Annotated in this window: 25 protein-coding genes; 12 read left to right on the top strand and 13 right to left on the bottom strand. The window is 63.1% G+C overall.

Annotation, left to right across the window (positions count from 1 at the left end; translation table 11 throughout):
• Positions 1–34: 34 nt before the first annotated feature.
• Entirely contained in the window at positions 35–1,105 is a 1,071-nt protein-coding gene (locus tag ACFOJ9_RS32420) for a TraB/GumN family protein (RefSeq protein WP_378985254.1), read from the top strand.
• A gap of 10 nt (positions 1,106–1,115) precedes the next feature.
• Here the strand turns inward: ACFOJ9_RS32420 and ACFOJ9_RS32425 are convergent, their stop codons facing one another.
• The gene (locus tag ACFOJ9_RS32425; RefSeq protein ID WP_378988199.1) at positions 1,116–1,592 is read right to left on the bottom strand and encodes a DUF2867 domain-containing protein; all 477 of its coding nucleotides are present in this window, start codon (positions 1,590–1,592) and stop codon (positions 1,116–1,118) included.
• 194 nt (positions 1,593–1,786) lie between these two features.
• Between ACFOJ9_RS32425 and ACFOJ9_RS32430 the strand changes: the two genes are divergently transcribed.
• Complete coding sequence (locus ACFOJ9_RS32430) at positions 1,787–2,131, top strand: hypothetical protein (RefSeq protein WP_378985256.1); 345 nt, start codon at positions 1,787–1,789, stop codon at positions 2,129–2,131.
• Positions 2,132–2,246: 115 nt separating this feature from the next.
• Here the strand turns inward: ACFOJ9_RS32430 and lpdA are convergent, their stop codons facing one another.
• From lpdA to mdh, 10 genes are all read right to left on the bottom strand, one after another.
• Positions 2,247–3,653: a dihydrolipoyl dehydrogenase gene (lpdA, locus tag ACFOJ9_RS32435; protein ID WP_378985258.1), complete on the bottom strand. Its 1,407-nt coding sequence runs from the start codon at positions 3,651–3,653 to the stop codon at positions 2,247–2,249.
• A 24-nt stretch (positions 3,654–3,677) separates the two neighbouring features.
• Positions 3,678–4,433: an SDR family oxidoreductase gene (locus ACFOJ9_RS32440; protein ID WP_378985260.1), complete on the bottom strand. Its 756-nt coding sequence runs from the start codon at positions 4,431–4,433 to the stop codon at positions 3,678–3,680.
• On the bottom strand, positions 4,430–4,945 hold the full coding sequence (locus tag ACFOJ9_RS32445) for a hypothetical protein (protein WP_378988202.1): 516 nt from the start codon (positions 4,943–4,945) through the stop codon (positions 4,430–4,432). Before ACFOJ9_RS32445 ends, ACFOJ9_RS32440 begins: the two co-directional genes overlap by 4 nt.
• Before the next feature lie 72 nt (positions 4,946–5,017).
• A complete protein-coding gene (locus ACFOJ9_RS32450) occupies positions 5,018–5,605 on the bottom strand; it encodes a hypothetical protein (protein ID WP_378985262.1) in 588 nt (195 codons plus the stop codon).
• Between the two features lie 4 nt (positions 5,606–5,609).
• Entirely contained in the window at positions 5,610–6,890 is a 1,281-nt protein-coding gene (odhB, locus tag ACFOJ9_RS32455; RefSeq protein ID WP_378985264.1) for a 2-oxoglutarate dehydrogenase complex dihydrolipoyllysine-residue succinyltransferase, read from the bottom strand.
• A gap of 49 nt (positions 6,891–6,939) precedes the next feature.
• Positions 6,940–9,927, bottom strand: coding sequence for a 2-oxoglutarate dehydrogenase E1 component (locus ACFOJ9_RS32460; protein ID WP_378985266.1), 2,988 nt, complete (start codon positions 9,925–9,927; stop codon positions 6,940–6,942).
• Positions 9,928–10,059: 132 nt separating this feature from the next.
• The gene (gene sucD / locus ACFOJ9_RS32465; protein ID WP_027042853.1) at positions 10,060–10,962 is read right to left on the bottom strand and encodes a succinate--CoA ligase subunit alpha; all 903 of its coding nucleotides are present in this window, start codon (positions 10,960–10,962) and stop codon (positions 10,060–10,062) included.
• Between the two features lie 41 nt (positions 10,963–11,003).
• Positions 11,004–11,375, bottom strand: coding sequence for a cupin domain-containing protein (locus tag ACFOJ9_RS32470; RefSeq protein WP_378985268.1), 372 nt, complete (start codon positions 11,373–11,375; stop codon positions 11,004–11,006).
• Positions 11,376–11,379: 4 nt separating this feature from the next.
• The gene (gene sucC, locus ACFOJ9_RS32475; RefSeq protein ID WP_378985270.1) at positions 11,380–12,573 is read right to left on the bottom strand and encodes an ADP-forming succinate--CoA ligase subunit beta; all 1,194 of its coding nucleotides are present in this window, start codon (positions 12,571–12,573) and stop codon (positions 11,380–11,382) included.
• Between the two features lie 46 nt (positions 12,574–12,619).
• The gene (gene mdh, locus ACFOJ9_RS32480; RefSeq protein WP_378985272.1) at positions 12,620–13,588 is read right to left on the bottom strand and encodes a malate dehydrogenase; all 969 of its coding nucleotides are present in this window, start codon (positions 13,586–13,588) and stop codon (positions 12,620–12,622) included.
• 235 nt (positions 13,589–13,823) lie between these two features.
• Here mdh and ACFOJ9_RS32485 point away from each other — a divergent pair, with 235 nt between their 5' ends.
• The gene (locus tag ACFOJ9_RS32485; RefSeq protein ID WP_378985274.1) at positions 13,824–14,252 is read left to right on the top strand and encodes a GNAT family N-acetyltransferase; all 429 of its coding nucleotides are present in this window, start codon (positions 13,824–13,826) and stop codon (positions 14,250–14,252) included.
• Between the two features lie 210 nt (positions 14,253–14,462).
• Here the strand turns inward: ACFOJ9_RS32485 and zapE are convergent, their stop codons facing one another.
• The gene (gene zapE / locus ACFOJ9_RS32490) at positions 14,463–15,665 is read right to left on the bottom strand and encodes a cell division protein ZapE (RefSeq protein ID WP_378985276.1); all 1,203 of its coding nucleotides are present in this window, start codon (positions 15,663–15,665) and stop codon (positions 14,463–14,465) included.
• 88 nt (positions 15,666–15,753) lie between these two features.
• Positions 15,754–16,293: a protease inhibitor Inh/omp19 family protein gene (locus ACFOJ9_RS32495; protein ID WP_378985278.1), complete on the bottom strand. Its 540-nt coding sequence runs from the start codon at positions 16,291–16,293 to the stop codon at positions 15,754–15,756.
• Between the two features lie 283 nt (positions 16,294–16,576).
• Between ACFOJ9_RS32495 and ACFOJ9_RS32500 the strand changes: the two genes are divergently transcribed.
• From ACFOJ9_RS32500 to ACFOJ9_RS32540, 9 genes are all read left to right on the top strand, one after another.
• Positions 16,577–17,596, top strand: coding sequence for an MBL fold metallo-hydrolase (locus ACFOJ9_RS32500; protein WP_378985280.1), 1,020 nt, complete (start codon positions 16,577–16,579; stop codon positions 17,594–17,596).
• Between the two features lie 71 nt (positions 17,597–17,667).
• Positions 17,668–18,234, top strand: coding sequence for a hypothetical protein (locus ACFOJ9_RS32505; RefSeq protein WP_378985282.1), 567 nt, complete (start codon positions 17,668–17,670; stop codon positions 18,232–18,234).
• 97 nt (positions 18,235–18,331) lie between these two features.
• Entirely contained in the window at positions 18,332–18,493 is a 162-nt protein-coding gene (locus tag ACFOJ9_RS32510; RefSeq protein ID WP_082525393.1) for a DUF1328 family protein, read from the top strand.
• 97 nt (positions 18,494–18,590) lie between these two features.
• Positions 18,591–19,475 carry a diaminopimelate epimerase gene (dapF, locus tag ACFOJ9_RS32515; RefSeq protein ID WP_378985285.1) on the top strand — a complete coding sequence of 295 codons (885 nt, stop codon included), beginning with the start codon at positions 18,591–18,593 and terminating at the stop codon, positions 19,473–19,475.
• Positions 19,475–20,788, top strand: coding sequence for a tRNA (N(6)-L-threonylcarbamoyladenosine(37)-C(2))-methylthiotransferase MtaB (gene mtaB, locus ACFOJ9_RS32520; RefSeq protein WP_378985287.1), 1,314 nt, complete (start codon positions 19,475–19,477; stop codon positions 20,786–20,788). Before dapF ends, mtaB begins: the two co-directional genes overlap by 1 nt.
• Positions 20,789–20,799: 11 nt before the next feature.
• Positions 20,800–22,731: a signal recognition particle-docking protein FtsY gene (gene ftsY / locus ACFOJ9_RS32525; protein ID WP_378985289.1), complete on the top strand. Its 1,932-nt coding sequence runs from the start codon at positions 20,800–20,802 to the stop codon at positions 22,729–22,731.
• Positions 22,732–22,793: 62 nt separating this feature from the next.
• A complete protein-coding gene (locus ACFOJ9_RS32530; protein ID WP_378985291.1) occupies positions 22,794–23,468 on the top strand; it encodes a septation protein A in 675 nt (224 codons plus the stop codon).
• 132 nt (positions 23,469–23,600) lie between these two features.
• Positions 23,601–24,221, top strand: a complete 621-nt coding sequence (locus tag ACFOJ9_RS32535) for a pyridoxamine 5'-phosphate oxidase family protein (RefSeq protein ID WP_378985293.1) — start codon at positions 23,601–23,603, stop codon at positions 24,219–24,221.
• 39 nt (positions 24,222–24,260) lie between these two features.
• The gene (locus ACFOJ9_RS32540) at positions 24,261–24,791 is read left to right on the top strand and encodes an NADPH-dependent FMN reductase (protein WP_378985295.1); all 531 of its coding nucleotides are present in this window, start codon (positions 24,261–24,263) and stop codon (positions 24,789–24,791) included.
• Positions 24,792–24,815 lie beyond the last annotated feature (24 nt).

Consider the following 24,815-nt stretch of genomic DNA (forward strand, 5'->3'; position numbering starts at 1 on the left):
CCGTTTTGCCGTTTTTCGGTCCTAAGAAAGGATCATGAAACGCGTCATCGCCATTGCCGACCGTGCAGCTCACGTCTCGCTGAAGCTGCTTGTTGCGCTCAACGTCCTGTTTTTCCTGTCGTTCCTCGCCGTCTTGCTGTTCGCCGCCGGCAGGGCGCATGCGGAAATCCCGACCTGCACCGGCGCCGACATGCTGTCGGCCTTGCAGAAAGACGACCCGGCGGCCTACCGCAAGATCGAGACGGAAGCCGCTGCCACGCCGAACGGCAAGGGCCTGTTGTGGAAGCTGGAAAAGCCGGGCGAAAAGCCGTCCTTCCTGTTCGGCACCATGCACATGACCGACCCGCGCGTCACCACGCTGCCGCCGGACGCGCAGAAGGCCTATGACGCCGCCGGCACCATCGTCATCGAAACCACCGACGTGCTCGACAAGCAGAAGATGATGGTCGCGATGCTCAAGGAGCCGGACCTGATGATGTTCACCGATAGCACGACGCTGGCGTCATTGCTGTCGCCGGACGATGCGGCGGCCATGAACACCGCACTCGACGCGCGCGGCATCCCGCCGGCAACCGTTGCCAAGATGAAGCCGTGGATGCTCTCGGCCATGATGGCACTGCCGGCCTGCGAACTGGCCCGCCAGTCCGGCGGCGCACCGGTGCTCGACGTCAAGCTGGCGGAGGGTGCAAAGGCTGCCGGCAAGCCGGTGGAAGGATTGGAGACGGCTGAAAGCCAGCTGCGCGCCATGGCATCGCTGCCGCTTGCTTTTCACATGAAGGGCCTCGTCGACACGCTGAAGCTCGGCGACAAGGTCAACGACATCAACGAGACCATGATCGTGCTCTACCAACGCGGCGACACCGGCATGTTCTGGCCGCTGTTTCGTGCCGCCATGCCAGAAGGGCAGGACGACCCCGCGGGCTATGCGGCGTTCGAGGAAACCATGATCACCAGCCGCAACAAGGTGATGGTCGAGCATGCCGGGCCGATCCTTGCCAGGGGCAATGCCTTCATGGCGGTCGGCGCCCTCCACCTTCCCGGTCCCGAAGGCCTGGTCGAGGATTTCCGCAAGGCCGGTTACACCGTCACGCCTGTTGGACTTTAGCTACTTCAGCTTACTTCGCCAGGATCTGAGCCAGCATCGCCGGAACGACGATCCGGTGAAACGGCATGACGATCGCGAGATAGGTTCGCCCGAGCCAATTGTGCGTCTTGACGATCGTCGACGCGGCCACTTCCTGCCGTCCCATGCCGAGATCCCTGACTTCGACCAGGACCCGGAAATCGAGATGCCGGTCGTCGAGGCCAAGCACGACCTTGCCGGGAAACTGGCTGATGAGCGGAAATATCCCGATCCGGCCAGCTGGCAACACGGCAGGTTCCAGGCCCGTCTTCAGCCGAAATGGCCTGACGGCAAGGTTGCGCAGCGCCATGAGCCTGCCGACCCATCGCGGCGTTTGCCCCAAAGCCCGTTCCGCCGCGCCGATTGCGGTCAATGAAAGACCTTCGGTGACCAGCACATAGCGGTCGGCGAACTGGGCTCCGGCAAGAACGTCGTGGGGGTTCGGGACAATCTGCGCTGTGGAGTTGATCACGGCAAAATCCTCTGAACCGACACTAGCAGGCGCAGACTTGGCGCGCTGCGTGGCGAAACGACGCCATTCCAGCTCCGGAAAGGCAGGATTTTCCTTGTTTTTGGCGTTTTCCAACCTTAGCGTGAAACCAGTTCAATGATTGCGCGTTGAATGGTGTTGATTGATATTTTTCATCCACGGAGGACACTTTTATGGCGAACGCACCGAATCCAAACGATCCGTTCAATCCCAACACCACCAACACCACCATCAAGCAGAGCGGCGGCGGCGGTAGTGGCTGGCTGATTGCGCTGGTCGTCGTTATTCTGGCGGTTGTCGCGTATTATGTTTTCGGAAGAAGTGGTGAGCACCCGGCACCTGCCGAGCCGCCGGCGGCCAGCACACCGGCCCCCGCGCCCGCACCGGCTGAGCCGATGAAGCCGGCCGAACCAGCGCCTGCCCCTGCACCTGCTCCGGCACCTGCAGAACCGGCTCCTGCGCCTGCACCTGCGGAACCGGCACCTGCGCCCGCACCGGCCCCAGCGCCGGCCAACTGATCGGCTCGATATCAAATACGAACGGCCCGCTGAAAAGCGGGCCGTTTTGTTTGGGCGATATCGCTACGTTCGTCATCCTCAGGCTTGACCCGAGGATGACGAAGCGTTGGTCGCTTTAGATGTGGATCGGCTTGAAGAACGTGGCCAGCGCCGCCTCCTTCACCGCTTCCGACATCGTCGGATGCGCGTGGCAGGTGCGGGCGAGATCCTCGGACGAGCCGCCGAATTCCATCAGCACCGCCGCCTCGTGGATCATCTCGCCGGCGCCGAAGCCGACGATATGAACGCCGAGCATACGGTCGCTCGTCTTGTCGGCAAGGATCTTCACAAAGCCGTCGGTGTGCAGCATGGCACGCGCCCGGCCATTGGCGCTGAACGGGAATTTTCCGACCTTGTAGTCGATGCCGGCCTTCTTCAGCTCTTCCTCGGTCTTGCCGACCGAGGCGATTTCCGGGCTGGTGTAGACGACGCTTGGGATGACGTCGTAGTTTACATGGCCGGCCTGGCCGGCAATGGTTTCCGCCACCGCCACGCCCTCGTCCTCGGCCTTGTGCGCCAGCATCGGCCCGGCGATGACATCGCCGATGGCATAGATGCCTGATACATTGGTCCTGAGATGGCCATCCGTCTTGACCCGGCCACGCTCGTCAACCTCGACGCCGGCTTCCTTCAGCCCAAGGCTGTCGGAATAGGCACTGCGCCCGGTGGCGATCAGCACGACGTCGGCATCGATCGTTTCGGCGGCACCGCCCTTGACCGGTTCGAAGGTGACCGTGGCACCTTTCTTGGCCTTGGCGACGCCGGTGACCTTGGCGCCGAGCTTGAACTCGAAGCCCTGCTTGGACAGCAGCCGCTGGAACTGCTTGGAGACCTCGCCGTCCATGCCGCCCAGGATGGTGTCGAGGAATTCGACCACCGTGACCTTGGCGCCGAGCCGCGCCCACACCGAGCCGAGCTCGAGCCCGATGACACCGCCGCCGACCACCACCAGATGGCCGGGAACCTTGTCCAGCGACAATGCGCCAGTCGACGACACGATCACCTTCTCGTCGATGTCGACCTTGACACCGGGAATGCCGGCGACATCCGAGCCGGTGGCGATGACGATGTTCTTGGTCTCGATCTCCTCGACCTTGCCGTCCTCGCCGGTCACCGAGACCTTGCCGGCCGCGATCACCTTGCCGGTGCCGTGGAACGAGTCGATCTTGTTTTTCTTGAACAGGAAGGCGACGCCGTTGACGTTCGACGACACCGTCGCGTCCTTGTGCGCCATCATCTTCTTCAGGTTTAGTTTCGGCGCCGATATCTCGACGCCGAGCGTGTCGAAGGAATGGCCGGCCTCGGCGAACATCTCGGAGGCATGGAGCAGTGCCTTGGACGGAATGCAGCCGATGTTGAGGCAGGTGCCGCCAAAGGTCGCGTTCTTTTCGACCACCGCAACCCTGAGCCCGAGCTGCGCCGCCTTGATGGCGCAGACATAACCGCCCGGTCCCGATCCGATGATAACGACGTCATAAGCCATGATACTGTCCTTCTGGATTGGGGCTCAGCGGCCGCCGCTTACATTCAGGATCGCGCCCGTCGTATAGGACGCGGCGTTGGATAGAAGATAGAGAACCGCGCCCGCGACTTCATCGGATGTACCGGCTCTTTTCATCGGCAGCATGTCGCGGAACCGTTCTATCCGGTCCGGCTGCCCGCCGGAGGCGTGGATTTCGGTGTCGATGATACCCGGCCGCACCGCGTTGACGCGGATGCCTTCCAGCGCCACCTCGCGGGCGAGCCCGATGGTGAAGGTGTCGATGGCGCCCTTGGAGGCGGCATAGTCGACATATTCGCCCGGCGAGCCCAATGTCGCTGCCGCCGACGAGATGTTGACGATAGCGCCGCCCGACCCGCCATGACGGGTCGACATGCGCTTCACCGCCTCACGGGCGCAGAGAAACGAACCGACGACATTGATGCGCATCATGCGCTCCAGCCGCGAAACGTCCATTTCGTCGACGCGCGCCTTGACGTCGACGATGCCGGCATTGTTGACGAAGGCATCGAGCCGGCCATAGACGCGGTCGACGGCCCCGAACATCGCCACAACATCGGCCTCGCTGCCGACATCGCCCTTGACGGCAAAAGCGTCACCGCCGCCGGCCTTGATTTCGGCAACCAGCGCATCGGCGGCGTCCTGGTTCGAGGCAAAATTGACCGCGATGCGGTAACCGGCCTTCGAGCCGAGCCGGCAGATCGCGGCGCCGATGCCGCGCCCGCCGCCGGTGACCAGCAGCACTTTTTGCGTCGCGCTCATTCCTGGCATCCCTTCAAGGCAAACACATCCCCCGACACTTTCGAAAACCCGCTGCCGCCATAGGCGCTGGACTGCCGCAGCGAGGGTCCGAGATCCGGCAGGATCAACGTCTTCGGCGCCTCGACGCCTTCGGCCGGCAGCAGTCCGATGTTGCCCTTGTCGTCCGCCGTATAGATGACGCCATGCCAGGCCGTGCAGGCGGCAAGCTCCTCGCCGGTGACGTCGCCCTCGGGGCATTTGTACATCAGCGCGCCATTCGGCCGCGACACGCCCTCGTTCCACATGACGATGCCGTTCAGCACCACATTGTTGTCGAGGATCATCCGGAAGCTGTTGGTGACGGTCGCCGAGGTTCCGGTCGGGGTAAAATCGATCTCACTGCCGCTCTGGGCGTCGCCATAGACGGCGAGCTCGATTGGGCAGGCGGCGTGGGCATCTGCCACGGCAAAGACTACGATGGCAGCCGCCGCCGAGATCGAGACAATCCTGCAATGGCAAAGGTCATAGGGCATCGTGCGGCGGCGCATATCTTTTCCCAGCCCCTCAGGTGGCTGCAAGCGCAAGCAAACAAGCGGCGTTGGACGTCATCCGTGAACTCGCCCTATCGCAGCCGCAATCTCCTGGGCTCGCCGTTCGCCAGCTTGGTAGGATGGATGGAATGCTCCAACAAAATCGATCCCACTTGATCTGCAAACTTTTTGAGCCGCGTCGCCGAGTGCAACCGGTGTCCGCCCACCTAGCTCGTGTCTCAACACCCGATCAACGGAAACCCGATACACCGCCGAGGCGATTGAAGAACCCATTGTCGATGGCGGAAGGAATACGCATGCCTGCGTTACGTAGATATCCTGCCGCGTCAGTCCTACGATTTCCAATGCCCGATCAAGACAAAGGTTGGTGCGGATATTCGGCAAGTAGCCCAGCTTCTTGACGTCTGCCCTATCTTTGAGGGCGAGCCCTTCAAGTTCCTCCCAACCAAACCAGTTATTCAGGAGGATTAGCGGGCCACTGAATGAGCGTGAGGTAAGCTGGTTCGGAACGACATACTCACCGTCCCAACCAGCTTCGCTCAATGTCTTCATCGTCTTGGAGGCCGTTGCGGGGCAATCTGCGACAGCGAGCGCTCGCCGGGCCTTTATGGCACGCAGGTATTGCTCCTGGGTCAAAGCCATCTAATCACAAATCCAGCACCAGCCGTTCTGGATCCTCCAGGCTTTCCTTGACGCGCACCAGGAAGGTCACCGCTTCCTTGCCGTCGACGATGCGGTGATCGTAGCTCAGCGCCAGATACATCATCGGCCGGATGACGATCTGGCCGCCGACCACGACAGGCCGGTCCTGGATTTTGTGCATGCCCAGAATGCCCGACTGCGGCGCGTTGAGGATCGGCGTCGACATCAGCGACCCGTAAACGCCACCGTTGGAGATGGTGAACGTGCCGCCCTGCATGTCGGCGACCGACAGCTTGCCGTCGCGCGCGGCGATACCCAGCCGGCCGATATCCTTTTCGATCTCGGCGATCGACATCTGGTCGGCATTGCGCACGACCGGCACGACCAGGCCTTTCTCGGTGCCGACGGCGACGCCGATATGGGCATAGTTCTTGAAGATGATGTCGGTGCCGTCGATCTCGGCATTGACAGAAGGGATCTCCTTCAGCGCGTGGGTGACGGCCTTGGTGAAGAAGCCCATGAAGCCGAGCTTCACGCCGTGCTTCTTCTCGAAAACGTCCTTGTACTTGGTGCGCAGCGCCATCACCGCTGACATGTCGACCTCGTTGAAGGTGGTCAGCATGGCGGCGGTCGACTGCGCTTCCTTGAGGCGGCGCGCGATGGTCTGGCGCAATTTGGTCATGCGCACGCGCTCCTCGCGCGACGCATCGTCGCCCGAGGACGGCGCACGCACGGCAACCGGTGCCGGTGCGGCCTTGGGCGTCTCGGCAGGCTGGGAGGGCGCGCCCTTGGCGATGGCGTCGAGCACGTCACCTTTCAGCACCTGGCCACGCTTTCCCGAACCGGAGATCTGGTCGACCGAGAGATTGCTTTCGGCGATCAGTTTCGCTGCCGCTGGCGCCGGCGGCATGCTGCGCGGCTCGACCGCGCCGGCGTCGCCGGCGATCTTGGCGGTCTCGGCCGCGGCCTGCTTGCCGGTCGATGCCGCATCCGGCGACGAGGCCTGCGATACCGCTTGCGGCCTAGTAGCCGGAGCGGCGGCCGCGCCACCTGCCGAAATCGAACCCAGCAGCGCGCCGACACCGACCGTTTCGCCTTCCTTGACGGTGATCTCGCTCAGCGTCCCGGCGGCGGCGGCGGGCACTTCCACCGTCACCTTGTCGGTCTCGAGTTCGACCAGCGGCTCGTCGGCGGCGATCGCGTCGCCGACCTTCTTGAACCATTTGCCGATGGTCGCCTCGGTGACGGATTCGCCGAGAGTGGGAACGCGGATTTCGGTAGCCATTGTGCCTGTCCGTTTCTTGTCGGTTCTGTTTTGTCAGCCCGGTTCTGTTCTATTCACCAAGCGCGTCTTCGAGCAAGGCGGCGAGCTGGGCGAGATGCTTGGACATCAGTCCGGTCGCCGGCGAGGCGGCGGCCGGGCGGCCGGTGTAGCGCACCCGCTGATGCTTGGCGTCGATATGCGCCAGCACCCATTCCAGATACGGGTCGATGAACGACCAGGCGCCCATATTCTTGGGCTCCTCCTGGCACCAGACCATCTCGGCGTTGCGGAAACGCGACAGTTCGGTGATCAGCGCCTTGGCCGGGAACGGATAGAGCTGTTCGACGCGCAGCAGATAGATGTCGTTGATGCCGCGCTTCTCGCGCTCCTCATAGAGGTCGTAATAGACCTTGCCCGAGCACAGCACGACACGCCGGATCTTCGAATCCTTGGTGAGCTTGATCGCCTGGTTGGGCAGCAGCTGGGCGTCGTCCCAAAGCAGCCGGTGGAACGAGCTTTCGCCCGAGATTTCCGGCAGCGTCGACACCGCCCGCTTGTGGCGCAGCAGCGACTTCGGCGTCATCAGGATCAGCGGCTTGCGGAAGTCGCGCTTCAGCTGCCGGCGCAGGATGTGGAAGTAGTTGGCCGGCGTCGTGCAGTTGGCCACTTGCATGTTGTCTTCGGCGCAAAGCTGCAGGAAGCGTTCGAGCCGGGCCGAGGAATGTTCCGGACCCTGGCCTTCATAGCCATGCGGCAACAGACAGACGAGCCCCGACATTCTGAGCCACTTGCGTTCTCCGCTAGAGATGAACTGGTCGAACACCACCTGGGCGCCGTTGGCGAAGTCGCCGAACTGGGCTTCCCACAGCGTCAGCGCCTTCGGCTCGGCCAGGCTGTAGCCATATTCGAAGCCGAGCACCGCCTCTTCCGACAGCATCGAGTTGATGACTTCGTAGCCGGCTTGAGCGGCCGACAGATTGTTGAGCGGGATGTAGCGGGTCTCGTCGCGCTGGTCGTAGAGCACGGAATGGCGCTGCGAAAAGGTGCCGCGTTCGGAATCCTGCCCCGACAAGCGGATCGGATTGCCGTCGAGCAGGATGGCGCCGAAGGCCAGCGCCTCGGCCGTCGACCAGTCGATGCCTTCGCCGGACTCGATCGCCTGGCGACGGTTTTCGAGGAAACGGATGATCGTCTTGTGCGCCTCGAAATCCTTCGGCACCTCGGTCAGCTTCTTGCCGATTTCCTTCAGCGTCTTGACCGGAACGGCGGTCTTGCCGCGCCGCTGTTCGTCCTGGTTGTCGGCCGTGCGCAGGCCAGACCAGGCGCCATCGAGCCAATCGGCCTTGTTGGGCTTGTAGTGCTGGCCGACTTCCCATTCGGATTCGAGATGCGCGCGCCAGTCGGCCTTCAGCTGGTCGAACTCGGCCTGGGTGATGTGGCCCTCGGCAATCAGGCGGTCGGCATAGATCTGCACCGTCGTCTTGTGGGTGCGGATGTTGCGATACATGATCGGCTGGGTGAAGGCCGGTTCGTCGCCCTCATTGTGGCCGAAGCGGCGGTAGCAGAACATGTCGACCACAACAGGCTTGTGGAACTTCATGCGGAATTCGATCGCCACCTTGGTGGCGTGCACCACGGCTTCCGGGTCGTCGCCATTGACGTGGAAGATCGGCGCTTCGATCATCTTGGCCACATCCGACGGATAGGGCGACGAGCGCGAGAAGCGCGGATTGGTGGTGAAGCCGATCTGGTTGTTGATGATGAAATGCAGCGTGCCGGCGACGCGGTGGCCGCGCAGGCCGGACAGGCCGAGGATTTCGGCAATCACGCCCTGGCCGGCGAAGGCGGCATCGCCGTGCAGCAAGAGAGGCAGCACCTTGGCGCGCTCTTCCAGCGGCACGATTTCCTCGCGGCTGCGGCCGAACAGATAATCCTGCTTGGCGCGCGCCTTGCCCATCACCACCGGATCGACGATTTCCAGATGCGAGGGATTCGCGGTCAGCGACAGATGCACCTTGTTGCCGTCGAACTCGCGGTCCGACGAGGCGCCGAGATGGTACTTGACGTCGCCCGAGCCCTCGACCTCGTCTGGGGCGGCCGAGCCGCCCTTGAACTCGTGGAAGATGGCGCGGTGCGGCTTGGCCATCACCTGGGAGAGCACGTTCAGCCGGCCGCGATGCGCCATGCCGAGCACGATTTCCTTCATGCCGAGCTGTCCGCCGCGCTTGATGATCTGCTCCAGTGCCGGGATCAGCGCTTCACTGCCGTCAAGGCCGAAGCGCTTGGTGCCCTTGTACTTGACGTCGATGAACTGCTCGAAACCTTCGGATTCGACCAGCTTCTGCAGGATCGCCTTCTTGCCGGTGGCGGTGAAGGTGATCTCCTTGTCGGCGCCCTCGATCCGTGCCTGGATCCAGGCCTTTTCCTCGGGATCGGAAATATGCATGAACTCGACGCCGAGCGTCGAGCAATAGGTGCGCGTCAGGATCTCCAGCATCTGCCGGATGGTGCCGAATTCGAGCCCGAGCACATTGTCGAGGAAGATCGGCCGGTCATAGTCGGCAGCGGTGAAGCCGTAATTTTCCGGCGACAGCTCGTTGTAGTCCTCGAGCGGCTTGGCGATGCCGAGCGGGTCGAGATTGGCGTGCAGATGGCCGCGCATGCGGTAGGCGCGGATCATCATGATGGCGCGCACCGAATCGCGCGTCGCCTGGTGCACATCGGCATCGGAGAGGACGACACCGTTGGTGACCGCCTTGTCCTTGACCTTCTTTTCGATCGTCTTCTCGACGATGCCCCAATTGCCGTCGAGCGCCGACACCAGTTCGCCATTGGCCTGCAGCGGCCAGGAGGGCTTGGCCCAGGAGGCGCCCTTGGCGTTCCTGCGCACATCGCCGGAATCGTCTTTCAGCCCGGCGAAGAACTCCTGCCATTCGGGATTGACCGAGGCTGGATCGTCCTCATAGGCGGCATAAAGCGCGTCGATGTAATCGGCATTGCCGCCATAGAGGAAAGAGGTGAGCGAAAACTGGTCGTTGGCCTGATCTTGTCTTGCCATTTTTGTCCGCGGAGCCTGGCTCCGTCTCCTGTCTGGAGCGAATAGTGAGTAGCGAATAGCGAGTAGGGATTGCCCTGTGGTCGCGCCGCTACTCTGTTTTCCCTATTCGCTATTCACTACTCGCTACTCACTTTAACCCTTGATCGCCTCGACCAAGGTCGTGCCCAGCCTTGCCGGCGAGGGTGATACCTTGATGCCAGCCGATTCCATTGCCGCGATCTTGTCTTCGGCGCCGCCCTTGCCGCCGGAGATGACCGCGCCTGCATGACCCATGGTGCGGCCGGCCGGCGCCGTGCGCCCGGCGATAAAGCCGGCCATCGGTTTCTTGCGGCCACGCTTGGCTTCGTCCTTGAGGAACTGCGCGGCGTCTTCCTCGGCCGAACCGCCGATCTCGCCGATCATGATGATCGACTTGGTCTCGTCGTCGGCGAGAAACATCTCGAGCACGTCGATGAACTCGGTGCCCTTGACGGGGTCGCCGCCGATGCCGACGGCGGTCGTCTGGCCGAGACCGACATTGGTGGTCTGGAACACTGCCTCATAGGTAAGTGTTCCCGAGCGCGAAACAACGCCGACCGAGCCCTTGCGAAAGATGTTGCCAGGCATGATGCCGATCTTGCATTCGTTGGGCGTCAAGACGCCCGGGCAGTTCGGGCCGATCAGCCGCGAGGTCGAGCGATCGAGCCGCGCCTTGACCTTGATCATGTCCATCACCGGTATGCCTTCGGTGATGCAGATGATCAGCGGGATCTCGGCCTCGATCGCTTCCAGGATCGCCTCGGCGGCACCTGCCGGCGGCACATAGACGACCGAAGCGTTGGCACCGGTCTTTTCCTTGCCCTCGGCGACGGTGGCGAAGATCGGCAGGCTCTCGCCCTTCGAGCCGGTCCAGGTCTCGCCACCCTTCTTCGGATGGATACCGCCGACCATTTTCGTGCCGTGATAGGCCAGCGCCTGTTCGGTGTGGAACGTGCCGGTCTTGCCGGTCAGGCCCTGCACCAGCACTTTGGTGTTCTTGTCGACGAGAATGGACATGGGAGCCCTTTTCTAAAAACCGTTGATCGAGGGAAACATGGTCAGAGCCGCTTTAGGTCGGCGACGGTGAGGTCGCTCATGGCGTTGCCGGTGTTGAGCGTCGTTGCCGGCTCGAACATCAGCACGACCGGCTCCGCAGTGAGCGAACGCGGCCGGTGCTCGACACCGCGCGGCACGACGATGAAGTCGCCCTCGCCGAGTTCGACCGGACCGTCGCGAAAATCGATAGCGATGCGGCCGCGCAGGACGAGGAAGGCTTCGTCCTCATTGTCATGCGCGTGCCAGTCGAACATCTCGCCGAACTTGGCGACCTTAGCTTGGCTGTCATTGACGTCGCCGGCGATATGCGGATCGAAGACCTTCTTGATCTTTTGATCCGCCGCCTCGACCAGGTTTATCTTGTGCGGAGGCACCAGATCAGCCCTTCACCGCCGCCACGATTTTCTTGGCCGCATCGTCGAGGTCATCGGCCGACACCACGTTGAGGCCGCTGTCGTTGATGATCTTCTTGCCGAGTTCGGCATTGGTGCCTTCGAGGCGCACCACCAGCGGCACTTCCAGCCCGACTTCCTTGACCGCGGCAATGACGCCCTCGGCGATGATGTCGCACTTCATGATGCCGCCGAAGATGTTGATCAGGATGCCTTTGACAGCCGGATCCTTGGTGATGATCTTGAACGCCGCCGTCACCTTCTCCTTCGACGCGCCACCGCCGACATCGAGGAAGTTGGCGGGTTCGGCGCCGTAGAGCTTGATGATGTCCATCGTCGCCATGGCAAGGCCGGCGCCATTGACCATGCAACCGATATTGCCGTCGAGGGCGACATAGGCGAGGTCGTATTTCGACGCCTCGATCTCCTTCTCGTCCTCTTCGGTGGTGTCGCGCAGTTCGAGCACGTCGGGGTGACGGAACAGCGCGTTGTTGTCGAACGACACCTTTGCGTCGAGCACGCGCAGCCGGCCGTTCTTCATGACGATCAGCGGGTTGACCTCGAGCAGGCTCATGTCCTTCTCGACGAAGGCCTTGTAGAGGATCGGGAACAGCGTATCGCCGTCTTGTGCCGCGTCACCGTCGAGCTTCAGCGCGCCGTTGAGCGCCTTCAGATCGGCTGCGATGACACCCTTTTCCGGATCGATGGCGACGGTGATGATCTTTTCCGGCGTGTCATGGGCGACCGCTTCGATGTCCATGCCGCCTTCGGTCGAGACGACGAAGGCAACGCGGCCGACCGAGCGGTCGACCAGGATCGACAGATAGAGCTCGCGTTCGATGTCGGCACCGTCCTCGATATAGAGGCGGTTGACCTGCTTGCCGGCCGGGCCGGTCTGCTTGGTCACTAGCGTGTTGCCCAGCATCTCGTTGGCGTTGGCGACGACATCAGCCACCGACTTGGCCAGCCGCACACCACCCTTGGCGTCCGGGCCAAGCTCAGTGAATTTGCCCTTGCCGCGGCCGCCGGCATGGATCTGGCTCTTCACCACATAGAGCGGACCCGGCAGCGCCTTGGCGGCGGCTTCCGCCTCGCTCGCCTTGAACACCGGCACGCCTTCGGCCACCGGCGCGCCGAAAGACTTCAGCAGCGCCTTGCCCTGATACTCATGGATGTTCATGCTCGATGTCTCCGGGTTGCTTGCTGGAGGTTCACTTACTGGAGATTCATTTGGCGGCGAGTTGCGGCGCGATCTTGACGCAGGCCTCGGTCAGGCCCTGCACCGTCGCCACCGAACTGTCGAACATCTTCTGCTCGGCCTTGTTGAGGTCGATCTCGATGATGCGTTCGACGCCACCGGCGCCGATCACCACGGGAACGCCGACATAGGTGTTCTTGACGCCATACTGGCCGGAGAGATACGCGGCGCACGGCAGCACGCGCTTCTTGTCCTTGAGATAGGCTTCAGCCATCTGGATCGCCGAGGCGGCCGGCGCGTAATAGGCCGAGCCGGTCTTGAGCAGGCCGACGATCTCGGCGCCGCCGTCACGGGTGCGCTGCACGATCTGGTCGAGCTTTTCCTTCGAGGTCCAGCCCATCTTGATAAGGTCGGGCAGCGGAATGCCCGAAACCGTCGAATAGCGGATCATCGGCACCATGGAATCGCCGTGGCCGCCGAGCACGAAGGCGGTGACGTCCTCGACCGAGACCTTGAATTCCTCGGCCAGGAAATAGCGGAAGCGCGCGCTGTCGAGCACGCCGGCCATGCCGACGACATGGCTCTTGGGCAGGCCGGAGAACTTCTGCAGCGCCCAGACCATGGCGTCGAGCGGGTTGGTGATGCAGATGACGAAGGCCTTCGGCGCGTACTTCTTGAGGCCGGCGCCGACCTGTTCCATGACCTTCAGGTTGATGCCCAAAAGATCGTCGCGGCTCATGCCCGGCTTGCGCGGCACGCCGGCGGTGACGATGCAGACGTCGGCACCCTCTATGCCGGCATAGTCGTTGATGCCGGTGAGGCGGCTGTCGAAGCCATCGACCGGCGACGACTGCGCGATATCGAGCCCCTTGCCCTGCGGGATACCCTCGGCAATATCGAACAGCACCACGTCGCCGAGGTCCTTGAGGCCGATCATGTGGGCGAGCGTGCCGCCGATCATGCCAGAGCCGATGAGCGCTATCTTGTTGCGTGCCATGTGAGGATGTTTTCCCTTTGTCAGTGACGGCGTCTCAAATCTTTAACGACTTGATGGCGCATCGAAGAAGAGGCCGGAATGCTGCGGGGGAACCGCGAATTTTCGCCGCACCCAATAGCCCCGGCGCAATATAAATTCAAACGATTATTTCGGAGCTAGCATTTTCAATCGGTTAGAGTGATTGGGATTTACGTAAACGTCAAAGTTTGTAAGCCGACTTGGGAGAATTTATACAATGAGGATGGAAATCAGAAGGCTGGAAGCGGGCGATGACGCCCTTGTGATGCGGGTCGCCGAGGATGTGTTCGACGAGCCGGTCAGGCCGGATCGGCTGGCGGCCTATCTCAGCCAGCCAGGCCATTTCATGATCGTGGCGCTCGCTGATGGCGTGGTCGTCGGTCAATGCGCCGCCGTCATCCATCGTCATCCCGACAAGGTCAGCGAACTCTATATCGACGAGGTCGGCGTATCGCCTGCATTCCAGCGCCAAGGCATCGCGCGAAAAATGCTCGATGCGATGTTCTCGATCGGCAGGGAGCATGGCTGTGAAGAGGCCTGGGTCGGCACCGAGCCGGACAACGGTCCAGCCCGCGCGCTTTACGAATCGCGCACGGAGCCGCATGAGGCAGCGGAGGGCTTCGTGATGTATGTATATCGTTTGTAGACGTCGGCGGGACAGCACCCCCCTCTGTCCTGCCGGACATCTCCCCCGCAAGGGGGGAGATTGGCTGTCATGCCGGCCTTCGCCAACTTTCAAAGGTGAAAGAAGAGGCGAGGCACCAAAGCTGCCGATCTCCCCCCTTGCGGGGGAGATGTCCGGCAGGACAGAGGGGGGTGTGACAGAACGCGACAGATCGGCTTTTGGAGCAGGCACTTACGCCTGTGCCTGCTGCGCTTCCTCCGGCGCCGCCTTCGCATTCCGCCGCTCCGCCCAATCCTCCAGCCAGTCGCGGCTTTGCATCTCGATCAGCCGCGATGCCGTGCGCTCGAACTCGAAGACCTCGACGCCGCGCTTGGCGACATAAAGCTGGGGCGGCGGCGCTTCGGCACTCGCCACCAGCCGCACATGATGGTCGTAGAGCGTGTCGATCAGAAGGATAAAGCGCTTGGCCTCATTGCGCTTGCCTTCGCCGATCACGGGGATGTGGTCAATGAAGACGGTCGAAAAACGCCCAGCAATGGCCAGGAAATCGCGCGCGCCCAGTGGCTTTTCGCAGAGATCGGCGAACGAGAACCGCGCCGCGTCGCCGGCAGCTGCCGGCACGATCACCTGCCGGCCTTTGAGCGCCAGCGACGTCCCGGCGGTCGGCGCCCCACGCGTCATGGCTTGCCAGGCCTCGTCCAGAATCTGGTCGGCCGCCGCATCGACCGGCGTGACATAGACCGGCATGCGGGCGAGCTTTTCCAGCCGGTAGTCCTTGTCGGCGTCGAGCGCCAGCACCTGTGCATGCCGCTCCAGAATGCCGATGAACGGCAGGAAAAGCTGGCGGTTTAGGCCGTCGCTGTAAAGATCTTCCGGTGCCACGTTCGAGGTGGCGACCAGCACCACGCCGCTGGCAAACAGCGCGGAAAACAACCGCGACAGGATCATCGCGTCGGCAATGTCGGTGACCGAGAACTCGTCGAAGCACAGCACCCAGGCCTGCTCGGCAAGGGCCTTGGCCACGGGCGGGATCGGATCGTCCTCCTTGACGTCGCCATTCTTGCGCGCCTGACGGTGCTTCTGGATACGGTCCTGCACGTCGGCCATGAAGTCGTTGAAATGCACGCGGCGTTTGCGCCGCACCGGCAGCAAGTCGAAGAACATGTCCATCAGCATGGTCTTGCCGCGGCCGACGCCGCCATGGATGTAGAGGCCTTTGACGGCCTCATGCGTCTCGCGCCTGCGGGCAAACAGCCAGCCCAGCGCACTCGACTTGTGCGCCAGCCGCTTGGCCGAGATCTCGTCGATCAGCCGATCGAGCGCAGCCGCGATCCGCTCCTGCGCCGGATCGCGTTCGATCGCGCCGGTTTCCACCAGATGGTCGTAGCGCTGCCTGACGGTCGCATGGGTCTGGAGGCCGTCACGCAGATGCATCGGTCACGTCGTTCTGGAGCAATTCCAGGAAAAGCGTGTAGCGGTTTTCCATCCGGAATTGCGTAAAACCAAATAGAGGAGGGTCAGCCTATCTTGTAAGCGAAATCGGCTGGCCGTTGGAAGTCTGGCCGTCGAACTTCGAGCCGCCCGACGAATAGAGCCGCGCCAGCGCTCCGCCATTCTCGTCATAGAGCGTCAGCTGCTTGCCGGCGACGTTCCACGACTTGATGCCGTCGATCGGTGCCGGGCAATGCAGCGGCCCGGCGCGGAAGCCAGCGCCGAATTTGGTCTGCGGCGTTGCCACTTTGCAGCTCTGGCCCGAAACGCTGGCGTTCCAGACTCCGGCGACGCTGGCGGCGTTGAGGTCCGAGGCTCCGGCGGGAGCCGAGCCGTCTGGCGGCAGCGAGGCAACTTGCGTGTTTGCCGGCGCGGTCGGGAATTGCGACGGGTCTGTCGTTCCGGGCGACGCCGGCGGCGGCAGCTGGTTCGCGGTCACCTTGCCGGCGGGCGCGGCTTCCAGAGGGGCGGGCTGCTGGTCATCCATCGACGAGAAGCGTGAGGTTGAACAGCCGCTCGCAACGAGCGCCGCCAGCGATACGGCCACCAGACCGGTTTTCGAAAAAGTCATTCCAACCTCCGTCGGATCCGGCTGGGGGGAAGCCGTCCGCACAATCTCACCTCCACCAAGATGGAGAAGGTGGCGAAATTTCAACCCGATATGGTTAAAATACGGTTTGCAGCAAGATTTGTTGCAAATTTATCGCAATCACCACGGCACCGGCCTCTGGTCGCGCGTCCGCCCTGGGTCTCGGTCGAGACAGTGCTGCCCCTGCTATTCGACGGTCAGAAGCTTGCGCGAGCCGGCGCAGCGCCTATGTCAGGGAGACGAAACCCCTGCTGGAGCCGCAAAATTGGCCGCGAGAAAGAGAGCCGCCAATCGCTATTACAGCGGCCCGCCCAGCGACCATTTCGACGGCACATTATTCTTCAATCCCGACGGCCAGCCACCCGGCCGTTTCGCCGACCTGCTGAAATGGCAGTTCAATGGCAAGCGTTCGAAATGGCCGGCGACGAATCCAAGCCCCTTTCCGCAGGCAAAGCCGGCCGCGAAGGTCGAGGGCACCGCACTGAAAGTGACGATGGTCGGCCATTCCACCTTGCTGGTCCAGACGGCCGGCCTGAACATCCTCACCGACCCGGTGTGGTCGCCGCGTGCGTCACCGCTTTCCTTCGCCGGGCCTAAACGCATCAATGCGCCAGGCATCGCCTTCGCCGACCTGCCGCCGATCGACCTCGTGCTGGTCAGCCACAACCACTACGACCATCTCGACCTCGCCACGCTGAAGCGGCTGAAGGCCAGCCACGACCCGCTGGTGCTCACCCCGCTCGGCAACGATGCCGTCATCGGCAATGCGGTTCCCGGCATGCGGCTGTCGGCGCATGACTGGGGCGACAGGATCGAGGTCGGCAATGGAGTCGCCGTCCATGTCGAGCCGGTGCATCACTGGTCGGCGCGAGGCGCCCGCGACCGGCGTATGGCGCTGTGGGCCGGCTTCGTCATCGAAACGCCTGATAGCAAGCTCTATTTCGCCGGCGACACCGGCTTCCACGATGGCATCAACTACCGGCTGATGGCTGTAAAACATGGCGGTTTCCGCTTCGCTATCCTGCCGATCGGCGCCTATGAGCCGCGCTGGTTCATGGCGCCGCAGCACCAGAATCCTGAGGAGGCGGTGCAAGGCATGACACTGTGCAATGCCGCCCATGCCGCCGGCTGCCACTGGGGCACTTTCCAGCTCACCGACGAACCGATCGACGAGCCGGCGCGAAAATTGACCGAGGCGCTTGACGATCAAGGCATCCCACGGCAGCGCTTTCGCGCCTTGCGGCCCGGCGAGGCCTGGGACGTGCCTGAGATCGGGTGCGGCTGAAGTCTACATTGGCCATTTACGGCACGGTCATTTTCGCTGATGGTCCCCCAAACAGGCAAAGGGGGATTCAGATGAAATCGATCATGGCAGTTCTGATGGCGCTGGCGATTTCGACGCCGTGCGCTTTCGCAGGCGAAATCAGCGACCGCGCCACCGAGGCCGAAAAGCTGCTGCAATCGGGTGATGGCGCCGGCGCGCTGGACAAATTCCGCAGTGCCGAGGAAGCCTTTTGGCAAGCGATGCCGCTGGCCGTGCAGAACGTCAAACAGGTCGATAGCGCAAGTGGCTTCGGCATCTACAGCGAGCGTGCCAATCACATCTACAAGCCCGGCGAGAAGATCGTGCTGTACATGGAGCCGGTTGGCTACGGCTACGGCTCGGACGGCCTCGGCAACAGCATGATCGCGCTTTCCGTCGACATCACCGTGGTTTCCGCAGCCGGCGAGACGCTCGGCACGAGTGAGAAGGTCGGCCGTGTCCAGGTCGCCTCCCGCTCCCACAACCGCGAACTGTTCTTCAAGCTGGACCTTTCGCTCGACGGCTTGCCGCCCGGCAAATACCGGTGCGACTTCCTCATGCATGACGAGAATTCGAACAAGACGGCGCCCTTCACCACCGATATCGAGATCGCCAGCTAGATCTTGACGAGCATCGGCCTCGCAACCGACGGGAACCCAAGCGCGGCGGACGCGTTTTCATGCGGTTTCAAAATCTGTCGGTTCGCGAGGCATTCCCGTGCTCAAATGGATCATCATTCTCCTGATTGTCGCCGCCGCGGCGAGCCTGCTCGGCATGCCTGCGCTGGCAGGTGCCGCCGCCACCGGCGCACGCATCCTTATCGGCATCGTTCTGGTGATCTTCCTGCTGGTGGTGCTGGGCATCTTCGCCGTCACGTAAGTCCGGCGCCTTCGCTGTCACGTAAAGCGGCTCCGCACTGGTAATTCCCGCCCGTTTCCGCCATATAGCGCCAAACGGACACGGAATTCGCGGAGCAATGGCCAGCACTGCCCCTTTCGCCAAGATGAACGGCATCGGCAACGAGATCATCGTTGCCGATATGCGTAGCCGTGCCGATCGGGTGACCGCGGCTGCGGCGATCGCGCTGAACGCCGATGCCGCGACCAGCTTCGACCAGATCATGGCGATCCACGATGCCAGGACGCCGGGCACCGCCTTTTTCATCGACATTCTGAACTCTGACGGAACCGGCGCGCAGGCCTGCGGCAATGGCATGCGCTGCGTTGTCCAGGCGCTCGCCGCCGAGACCGGCCAGAAGACCTTCACCTTCGAGACCGTCGTCGGCATCCTCAACGCGCACGAACATGCCGACGGGTCGATCTCGGTCGACATGGGCACGCCGCGTTTCGGCTGGCAGGACATCCCCCTGGCCGAGGATTTCCGCGACACCCGCATGATCGAGCTGCAGATCGGCCCGATCGACGCGCCGGTGCTGCACTCGCCCTCTGTCGTCTCGATGGGCAATCCGCACGCCATTTTCTGGGTCGACCGCGACGTCTGGTCCTATGAACTCGACCGCTTCGGTCCTCTGCTCGAGAACCACCCGATGTTCCCCGAGCGCGCCAACATAACCATCGCCCAGGTCACCTCGCCCGAAACCATGATCATCCGCACATGGGAGCGCGGCGCCGGCCTGACCAAGGCCTGTGGCTCGGCTTCTTGCGCCGCCGTGGTCGCAGCCGCACGCATCAACCGGACCGGCCGCAACGTCAGCCTGCTGACCCCCGGCGGCGGTACGCTGCATGTCGAATGGCGCGCCGATGATCATGTCATCCTGACCGGTGCCGCCGAATGGGAATTTTCCGGCAGCTTCGATCCGTCGACCGGAACATGGGCCCGCGACACCGAAAGCGCGGCCTGATGTCCGCTCTGTCCAAGAGCCCGATGTCCAAGGGCATCGATGTCGTTACTTTCGGCTGCCGGCTGAACACCTATGAATCCGAGGTTATGCGGCGCGAGGCCGAAACCGCCGGCCTCGGCGCGCTGGAAGGCGGCGCCGTGATCTTCAACACCTGCGCCGTCACCGGCGAGGCGGTGCGACAGGCCAAACAGGCGATCCGAAAGGCGCGCCGCGACAACCCGCAGGCCCGCATCATCGTCACCGGCTGCGCCGCGCAGACCGAGCCTGAAAAATTCGCTGCCATGGACGAGGTCGATCTCGTGCTTGGCAATGAGGAGAAGCTGAAGGCCAACTCCTATCGCGCGCTGCCGGATTTCGGCGTCAACGACACCGAGAAAGCCCGCGTCAACGACATCTTTTCGGTGCGCGAAACCGCCGGCCATATGGTCGACGCCATCGAGGGTCGGGCGCGTGCCTTCGTCCAGGTGCAGAACGGCTGCGACCACCGCTGCACCTTTTGCATCATTCCCTATGGCCGCGGCAATTCGCGTTCGGTGCCGATGGGCGCCGTGGTCGAGCAGGTCAAGCGGCTCGCCGGAAACGGCTATGCCGAGATCGTGCTGACCGGCGTCGACATGACCAGTTTTGGCGCCGACCTTCCGGGCGCGCCAAAGCTCGGCAGGCTGGTGAAGACCATCCTCAAGCAGGTGCCCGATGTGAAGCGCCTGCGGCTGTCCTCCATCGATTCGATCGAGGCCGACGACGATCTCCTTGACGCGATTGCCAGCGAGCCGCGGCTGATGCCGCATCTGCATCTGTCGCTGCAATCGGGCGACGACATGATCCTGAAGCGCATGAAGCGCCGCCATCTGCGCGATCAGTCGATCCGCTTCTGCGAGGATGTTCGCAAGCTGCGCCCCGGCATCGTCTTCGGCGCCGACATCATCGCCGGCTTCCCGACCGAAACCGACGCGATGTTCGAGAACTCGGAAAAGATCGTCGAGGAGTGTGGCCTGACCCATCTCCATGTCTTCCCGTTCAGCCCACGCGAAGGCACGCCTGCCGCGCGCATGCCGCAGCTCCGCCGCGAGGTGGTCAAGCAGCGCGCCGCCCGGCTGCGCGCCGCCGGCGAAGCTGCGTATATCAGGCATCTGTCGTCGCTCACTGGTACGCGTCAGTCGATCCTGATCGAGCGCGGCGGCCTTGGCCGCACCGAGGGTTTTACACTTGCCGCACTCGGCACGGGCGCACCAGGTGAGATCGTCGAGGCCGATATATCAGGCCACGATGGTATCAGGCTGATCGCGGCGCCCCTTGCCGCCCGCGCCGCCTGAGAACGCAAAGCATGGCTGGTTTTTTCAAGAAGATATTTTCGTTCGGCAAGAAAGAGGTGGTCGAGGAGCGGATCGACGAGACCGCCCCGCTGCCGCCGATCAAATGGGAGGCGCTCGATGCGCTGAAGCCGGCGGCCGAACAGGTCGTTCCGGAGTTCTTGAAGCGCGAAGAGCCGCGGCCCGAGGCGGAAACTGCGCCGGCCGAGCCGGAGGTGATTCCTGCGGAGCCGGCGCCTGTCGAGGAACCAGCGCCCGAGCCGGCTCCGACCATCCCGCCAGCACCGGAGCCGACTGTTCCATCGGAACCGGAACCGCTGCCGGAGCCCGCGCCGAAAGAAGAACCCGCGCCCGCGCCAGAGACTCCAGAGCCGCCGGCGCCCGAGGAAGTTCCGGTCACCCCTGCGACTCCGGAACCCACGCCCGAACCGCAGCCGCAAGAAGTCCCTGCTCCCGCACCAGCCGAGCCGGAGATCGTCCCGTCACGTCCGGAAAAGCAGCCGGAGCCGGCCCCGGTCGAAGTGCCGACGCCTGCCGAAGTTCCGGCAGAAACACCAACTCCGATCGAGGTGCCGACACCGGCGCCGTCCCCTCTTCAGCCGTCTTCAGAGGTCAGCGCCGCCCCTCATCCGCCTGCCGGCACCTTCTCCCCGTATAGTGACGGGGAGAAGGATGAAATTTCAGCGCCGACGCCCCACCCTCCCCTTGATGGGGAGGGTCGACGCGAAGCGGCGGGGTGGGGTGGCAGCGCCGGCGCCAGTCACCCCCACCCCCGAGCTGCGCTCGGGACCTCCCCCATCGAGGGGGAGGTAGAGCGCACGCCGCCCGAAACCCCGCCAGCCGAAGTCGCACCTCCCATTCGCCAGCCGTCGCCGATTGAAGCACAGCCCGTCATTGCCGAAATCGCGCCCGAACCGCAGGCCATTCCGCAACCTGCTCCAAAACCCGTTCCCGCGCCCGGTAAGGTGACCGTCACCAAGAAGGTCGAGCAGAAGGCCGAGCCGCAGAAGGCGCCGGAACCGGCGCCGAGGCGCTCATGGTTCCAGCGTATGAAGGACGGGCTTGCCCGCTCCTCCAAGGAGCTCACCGGCAACATTGCCGGCGTCTTCACCAAGCGCAAGCTGGACGAGGAGACGCTGCAGGACCTCGAGGATGTGCTGATCCGCGCCGACCTCGGCATGGAAACCGCGCTGCGCGTCACCGATGCGCTGGCCGCCAGCCGCTACGGCAAGGATGTCTCGGACACTGAGGTTCGCGCCATCATGGCGGCCGAGGTGGAGAAGGTGCTGACCCACGTCGCCATGCCGTTGGAGCTCGATCTCTCGCACAAGCCGCATGTCATCCTGGTGGTCGGTGTCAACGGCACCGGCAAGACCACCACAATCGGCAAGCTGGCCGCCAAGCTCACCGATGGCGGCCTGTCGGTGATGCTCGCCGCCGGCGACACGTTCCGTGCCGCGGCGATCGAACAGCTGAAGATCTGGGGCGAGCGGACGAAATCGCCCGTGATCGCCTCCAAGATCGGCGCCGATGCCGCAGGGCTGGCCTATGACGCCTTCGAACGGGCAAAGGAAGCCGGCTCAGACGTGCTGATCATCGACACCGCCGGCCGCCTGCAGAACAAGACCGAACTGATGGCCGAGCTCGAAAAGATCGTCCGCGTGCTCGGCAAGCTAGATCCGGAAGCACCGCACACCGTGCTGCAGACGGTCGACGCCACCACCGGCCAGAACGCGCTCAACCAGGTCGAGATCTTCCGCAATGTCGCCGGCGTCAATGGCCTAGTGATGACCAAGCTGGACGGCACGGCACGCGGCGGTATTCTGGTGGCGATCGCTGCAAAGCACAAACTGCCGGTCTATTTCATCGGCGTCGGCGAACAGGTCGACGACCTCGAACCATTCTCAGCAAGCGAATTCGCCAGGGCGATCGCTGGAGTGGCCTAACAAAGCATGTCCCAAAAAGGTGCAGACTTTTTGGATCGGATCATGCGCAAGAAAGAGATTCCATGAACCCACCCATCCTCGAACGCGATCCGTCGGACCCGCAAAAACAGAAGAAGGAAGGCGTCAATCCGCTGCTCAAGCTGGTGCTGGAGCTGGGGCCGTTGATGGTGTTCTTCTTCGCCAATGCGCGCGGCGGATGGCTGGTGCAGAAATTCCCGGCCCTGGCCGAATTCGGCGGCCCGATCTTCGTCGCCACCGGCCTGTTCATGGCCGCCACGGCCATCGCGCTGATCGCCTCATGGCTTTTGATGCGCACCTTGCCGATCATGCCGATGGTGTCGGGCGTCGTCGTCTTCATCTTCGGCGCGCTGACGCTCTATCTGCAGGACGATATCTTCATCAAGATGAAGCCGACCATCGTCAACACGCTGTTCGGCGGCGTGCTGCTCGGCGGCCTCTACTTCGGCAAGTCGCTGCTAGGCTATGTCTTCGATTCCGCCTTCAGCCTCGACGCCGAAGGCTGGCGCAAGCTGACCTTCCGCTGGGGCCTGTTCTTCCTGTTCCTGGCCCTTGCCAATGAAGTGGTGTGGCGGAATTTTTCCACCGACGCCTGGGTTACCTTCAAGGTCTGGGGCATCATGCCGATCACGCTCCTGTTCACCTTCAGCCAGATGCCGCTGATCCTGCGTCATTCGCTCGAGGACAAGACCGGGAAAGAAGAAAAGGCCGGCAAGTAGAGCAACTCCAGGAAGTGTGTAACGGTTTTCCCGGGAAAAGCGCATAGCGCTTTCCCTTGGGAATTACGCCAAAACAAGGAGAAAGAGCGGTTCTGCGTTTTCGTGAAACGATGACCGCTCTGGGAGAGGGCCATGGAATTCATCAGCACGCGCGACGCGCTGAGGACGATCTACAAGACGCCGCGACCGACCGACGGCTCGATTCGCAAGGAATTGACGGTGCTCGACGGCCACTGCCGCTCCTTCATCGGCAAGAGTCCGTTCGTGCTGATCGGCTCGTCCGACGGCGCCGGCAATTCCGATGTGACGCCGAAGGGCGACAAGCCGGGCTTTACCGCCGTGCTCGACGACACCACCATCGCCATTCCCGACCGGCCCGGCAACAACCGGCTCGACACGCTGGAGAACATCCTCCTCAATCCCTCGGTCGGCCTGCTCTTCCTCATTCCCGGCATGAACGAGACGCTGCGCGTCAATGGCGAAGCCCGCATCACCGTTGATGCCGGCTTGCGCGAAAAACTCGCCGTCGACGGCAAGGAACCGCAGAGCGTTATCGTGGTCACCGTCAAGGCCACCTACATGCATTGCGCCAAGGCCTTCATGCGTTCGGATCTGTGGAAGCCGGAAACCTGGTACGACCGCGCGACGCTGCCGACGCTCGGCCAGATCCTGCGCGACCAGCTCGCGCTGGCCGATTCGGCCGAGGCGACCGACCGCTGGCTGGACGACGGCTATAAGCAGACGATGTGGTAGGCTTTCGGGACCACGATTCGTCCTGACCGGTTCCACACCTTGCTGAACATCCTTGCCATTTCCGGCAGCCTGCGCGCGGCCTCCACCAATTCGGCGCTGGTCGCGGCACTGGCGCGTAACGCACCGGCCAGCTGTCGCGTCACCATCTATGACGGGCTCGGCCGTCTGCCGATCTTCAATCCCGACGATGAGGGCGAGCGGACGCCGCTCGAAGCCTCCGAACTGATCGATGCCGTCACTCAAGCCGACGGCGTGATCATCTCCTGTCCGGAATATGCCCATGGCGTGCCGGGCGGGCTGAAGAACGGGCTCGACTGGCTGGTGTCGCGCGACGCCGCCGTGGCCAAGCCGGCGATGCTGGTGCACGCCTCGCCGCGCTCGCTGTTTGCCCGCGCCGCACTGGCCGAGATCGTGCGCACCATGTCGTTCGCGCTTTGCGACGATGTGCTGGAGATTGCCCTGCTCGGCAAGAAACCGCCTGATGTGGAGGCCATCCTGGCGGAGGCGGAAAACCGGCTGGCGATGCGCGATGCGCTGAATGCTTTCGCGGACTTTATCCGCGCGCATTGAGGCTGGGCGGCTATCACCGCGCTT

It is taken from the genome of Mesorhizobium cantuariense (assembly GCF_042647205.1).
GTDB classification, from domain to species: domain Bacteria; phylum Pseudomonadota; class Alphaproteobacteria; order Rhizobiales; family Rhizobiaceae; genus Mesorhizobium; species Mesorhizobium cantuariense.

Bases quoted from the DNA above. Each gene is read 5' to 3' on its own strand.
- ACFOJ9_RS32420 (WP_378985254.1), top strand. From the start codon at position 35: ATGAAACGCGTCATCGCCATTGCCGACCGTGCAGCTCACGTCTCGCTG.
- ACFOJ9_RS32445 (WP_378988202.1), bottom strand. From the start codon at position 4,945: ATGCCCTATGACCTTTGCCATTGCAGGATTGTCTCGATCTCGGCGGCG.
- odhB (WP_378985264.1), bottom strand. From the start codon at position 6,890: ATGGCTACCGAAATCCGCGTTCCCACTCTCGGCGAATCCGTCACCGAG.
- ACFOJ9_RS32485 (WP_378985274.1), top strand. From the start codon at position 13,824: ATGAGGATGGAAATCAGAAGGCTGGAAGCGGGCGATGACGCCCTTGTG.
- ACFOJ9_RS32430 (WP_378985256.1), top strand. From the start codon at position 1,787: ATGGCGAACGCACCGAATCCAAACGATCCGTTCAATCCCAACACCACC.
- mtaB (WP_378985287.1), top strand. From the start codon at position 19,475: ATGTCCGCTCTGTCCAAGAGCCCGATGTCCAAGGGCATCGATGTCGTT.
- ACFOJ9_RS32450 (WP_378985262.1), bottom strand. From the start codon at position 5,605: ATGGCTTTGACCCAGGAGCAATACCTGCGTGCCATAAAGGCCCGGCGA.
- ACFOJ9_RS32495 (WP_378985278.1), bottom strand. From the start codon at position 16,293: ATGACTTTTTCGAAAACCGGTCTGGTGGCCGTATCGCTGGCGGCGCTC.
- ACFOJ9_RS32505 (WP_378985282.1), top strand. From the start codon at position 17,668: ATGAAATCGATCATGGCAGTTCTGATGGCGCTGGCGATTTCGACGCCG.
- ACFOJ9_RS32535 (WP_378985293.1), top strand. From the start codon at position 23,601: ATGGAATTCATCAGCACGCGCGACGCGCTGAGGACGATCTACAAGACG.
- ftsY (WP_378985289.1), top strand. From the start codon at position 20,800: ATGGCTGGTTTTTTCAAGAAGATATTTTCGTTCGGCAAGAAAGAGGTG.
- mdh (WP_378985272.1), bottom strand. From the start codon at position 13,588: ATGGCACGCAACAAGATAGCGCTCATCGGCTCTGGCATGATCGGCGGC.
- dapF (WP_378985285.1), top strand. From the start codon at position 18,591: ATGGCCAGCACTGCCCCTTTCGCCAAGATGAACGGCATCGGCAACGAG.
- lpdA (WP_378985258.1), bottom strand. From the start codon at position 3,653: ATGGCTTATGACGTCGTTATCATCGGATCGGGACCGGGCGGTTATGTC.
- ACFOJ9_RS32460 (WP_378985266.1), bottom strand. From the start codon at position 9,927: ATGGCAAGACAAGATCAGGCCAACGACCAGTTTTCGCTCACCTCTTTC.
- sucC (WP_378985270.1), bottom strand. From the start codon at position 12,573: ATGAACATCCATGAGTATCAGGGCAAGGCGCTGCTGAAGTCTTTCGGC.
- zapE (WP_378985276.1), bottom strand. From the start codon at position 15,665: ATGCATCTGCGTGACGGCCTCCAGACCCATGCGACCGTCAGGCAGCGC.
- ACFOJ9_RS32440 (WP_378985260.1), bottom strand. From the start codon at position 4,433: ATGAGCGCGACGCAAAAAGTGCTGCTGGTCACCGGCGGCGGGCGCGGC.
- ACFOJ9_RS32530 (WP_378985291.1), top strand. From the start codon at position 22,794: ATGAACCCACCCATCCTCGAACGCGATCCGTCGGACCCGCAAAAACAG.
- sucD (WP_027042853.1), bottom strand. From the start codon at position 10,962: ATGTCCATTCTCGTCGACAAGAACACCAAAGTGCTGGTGCAGGGCCTG.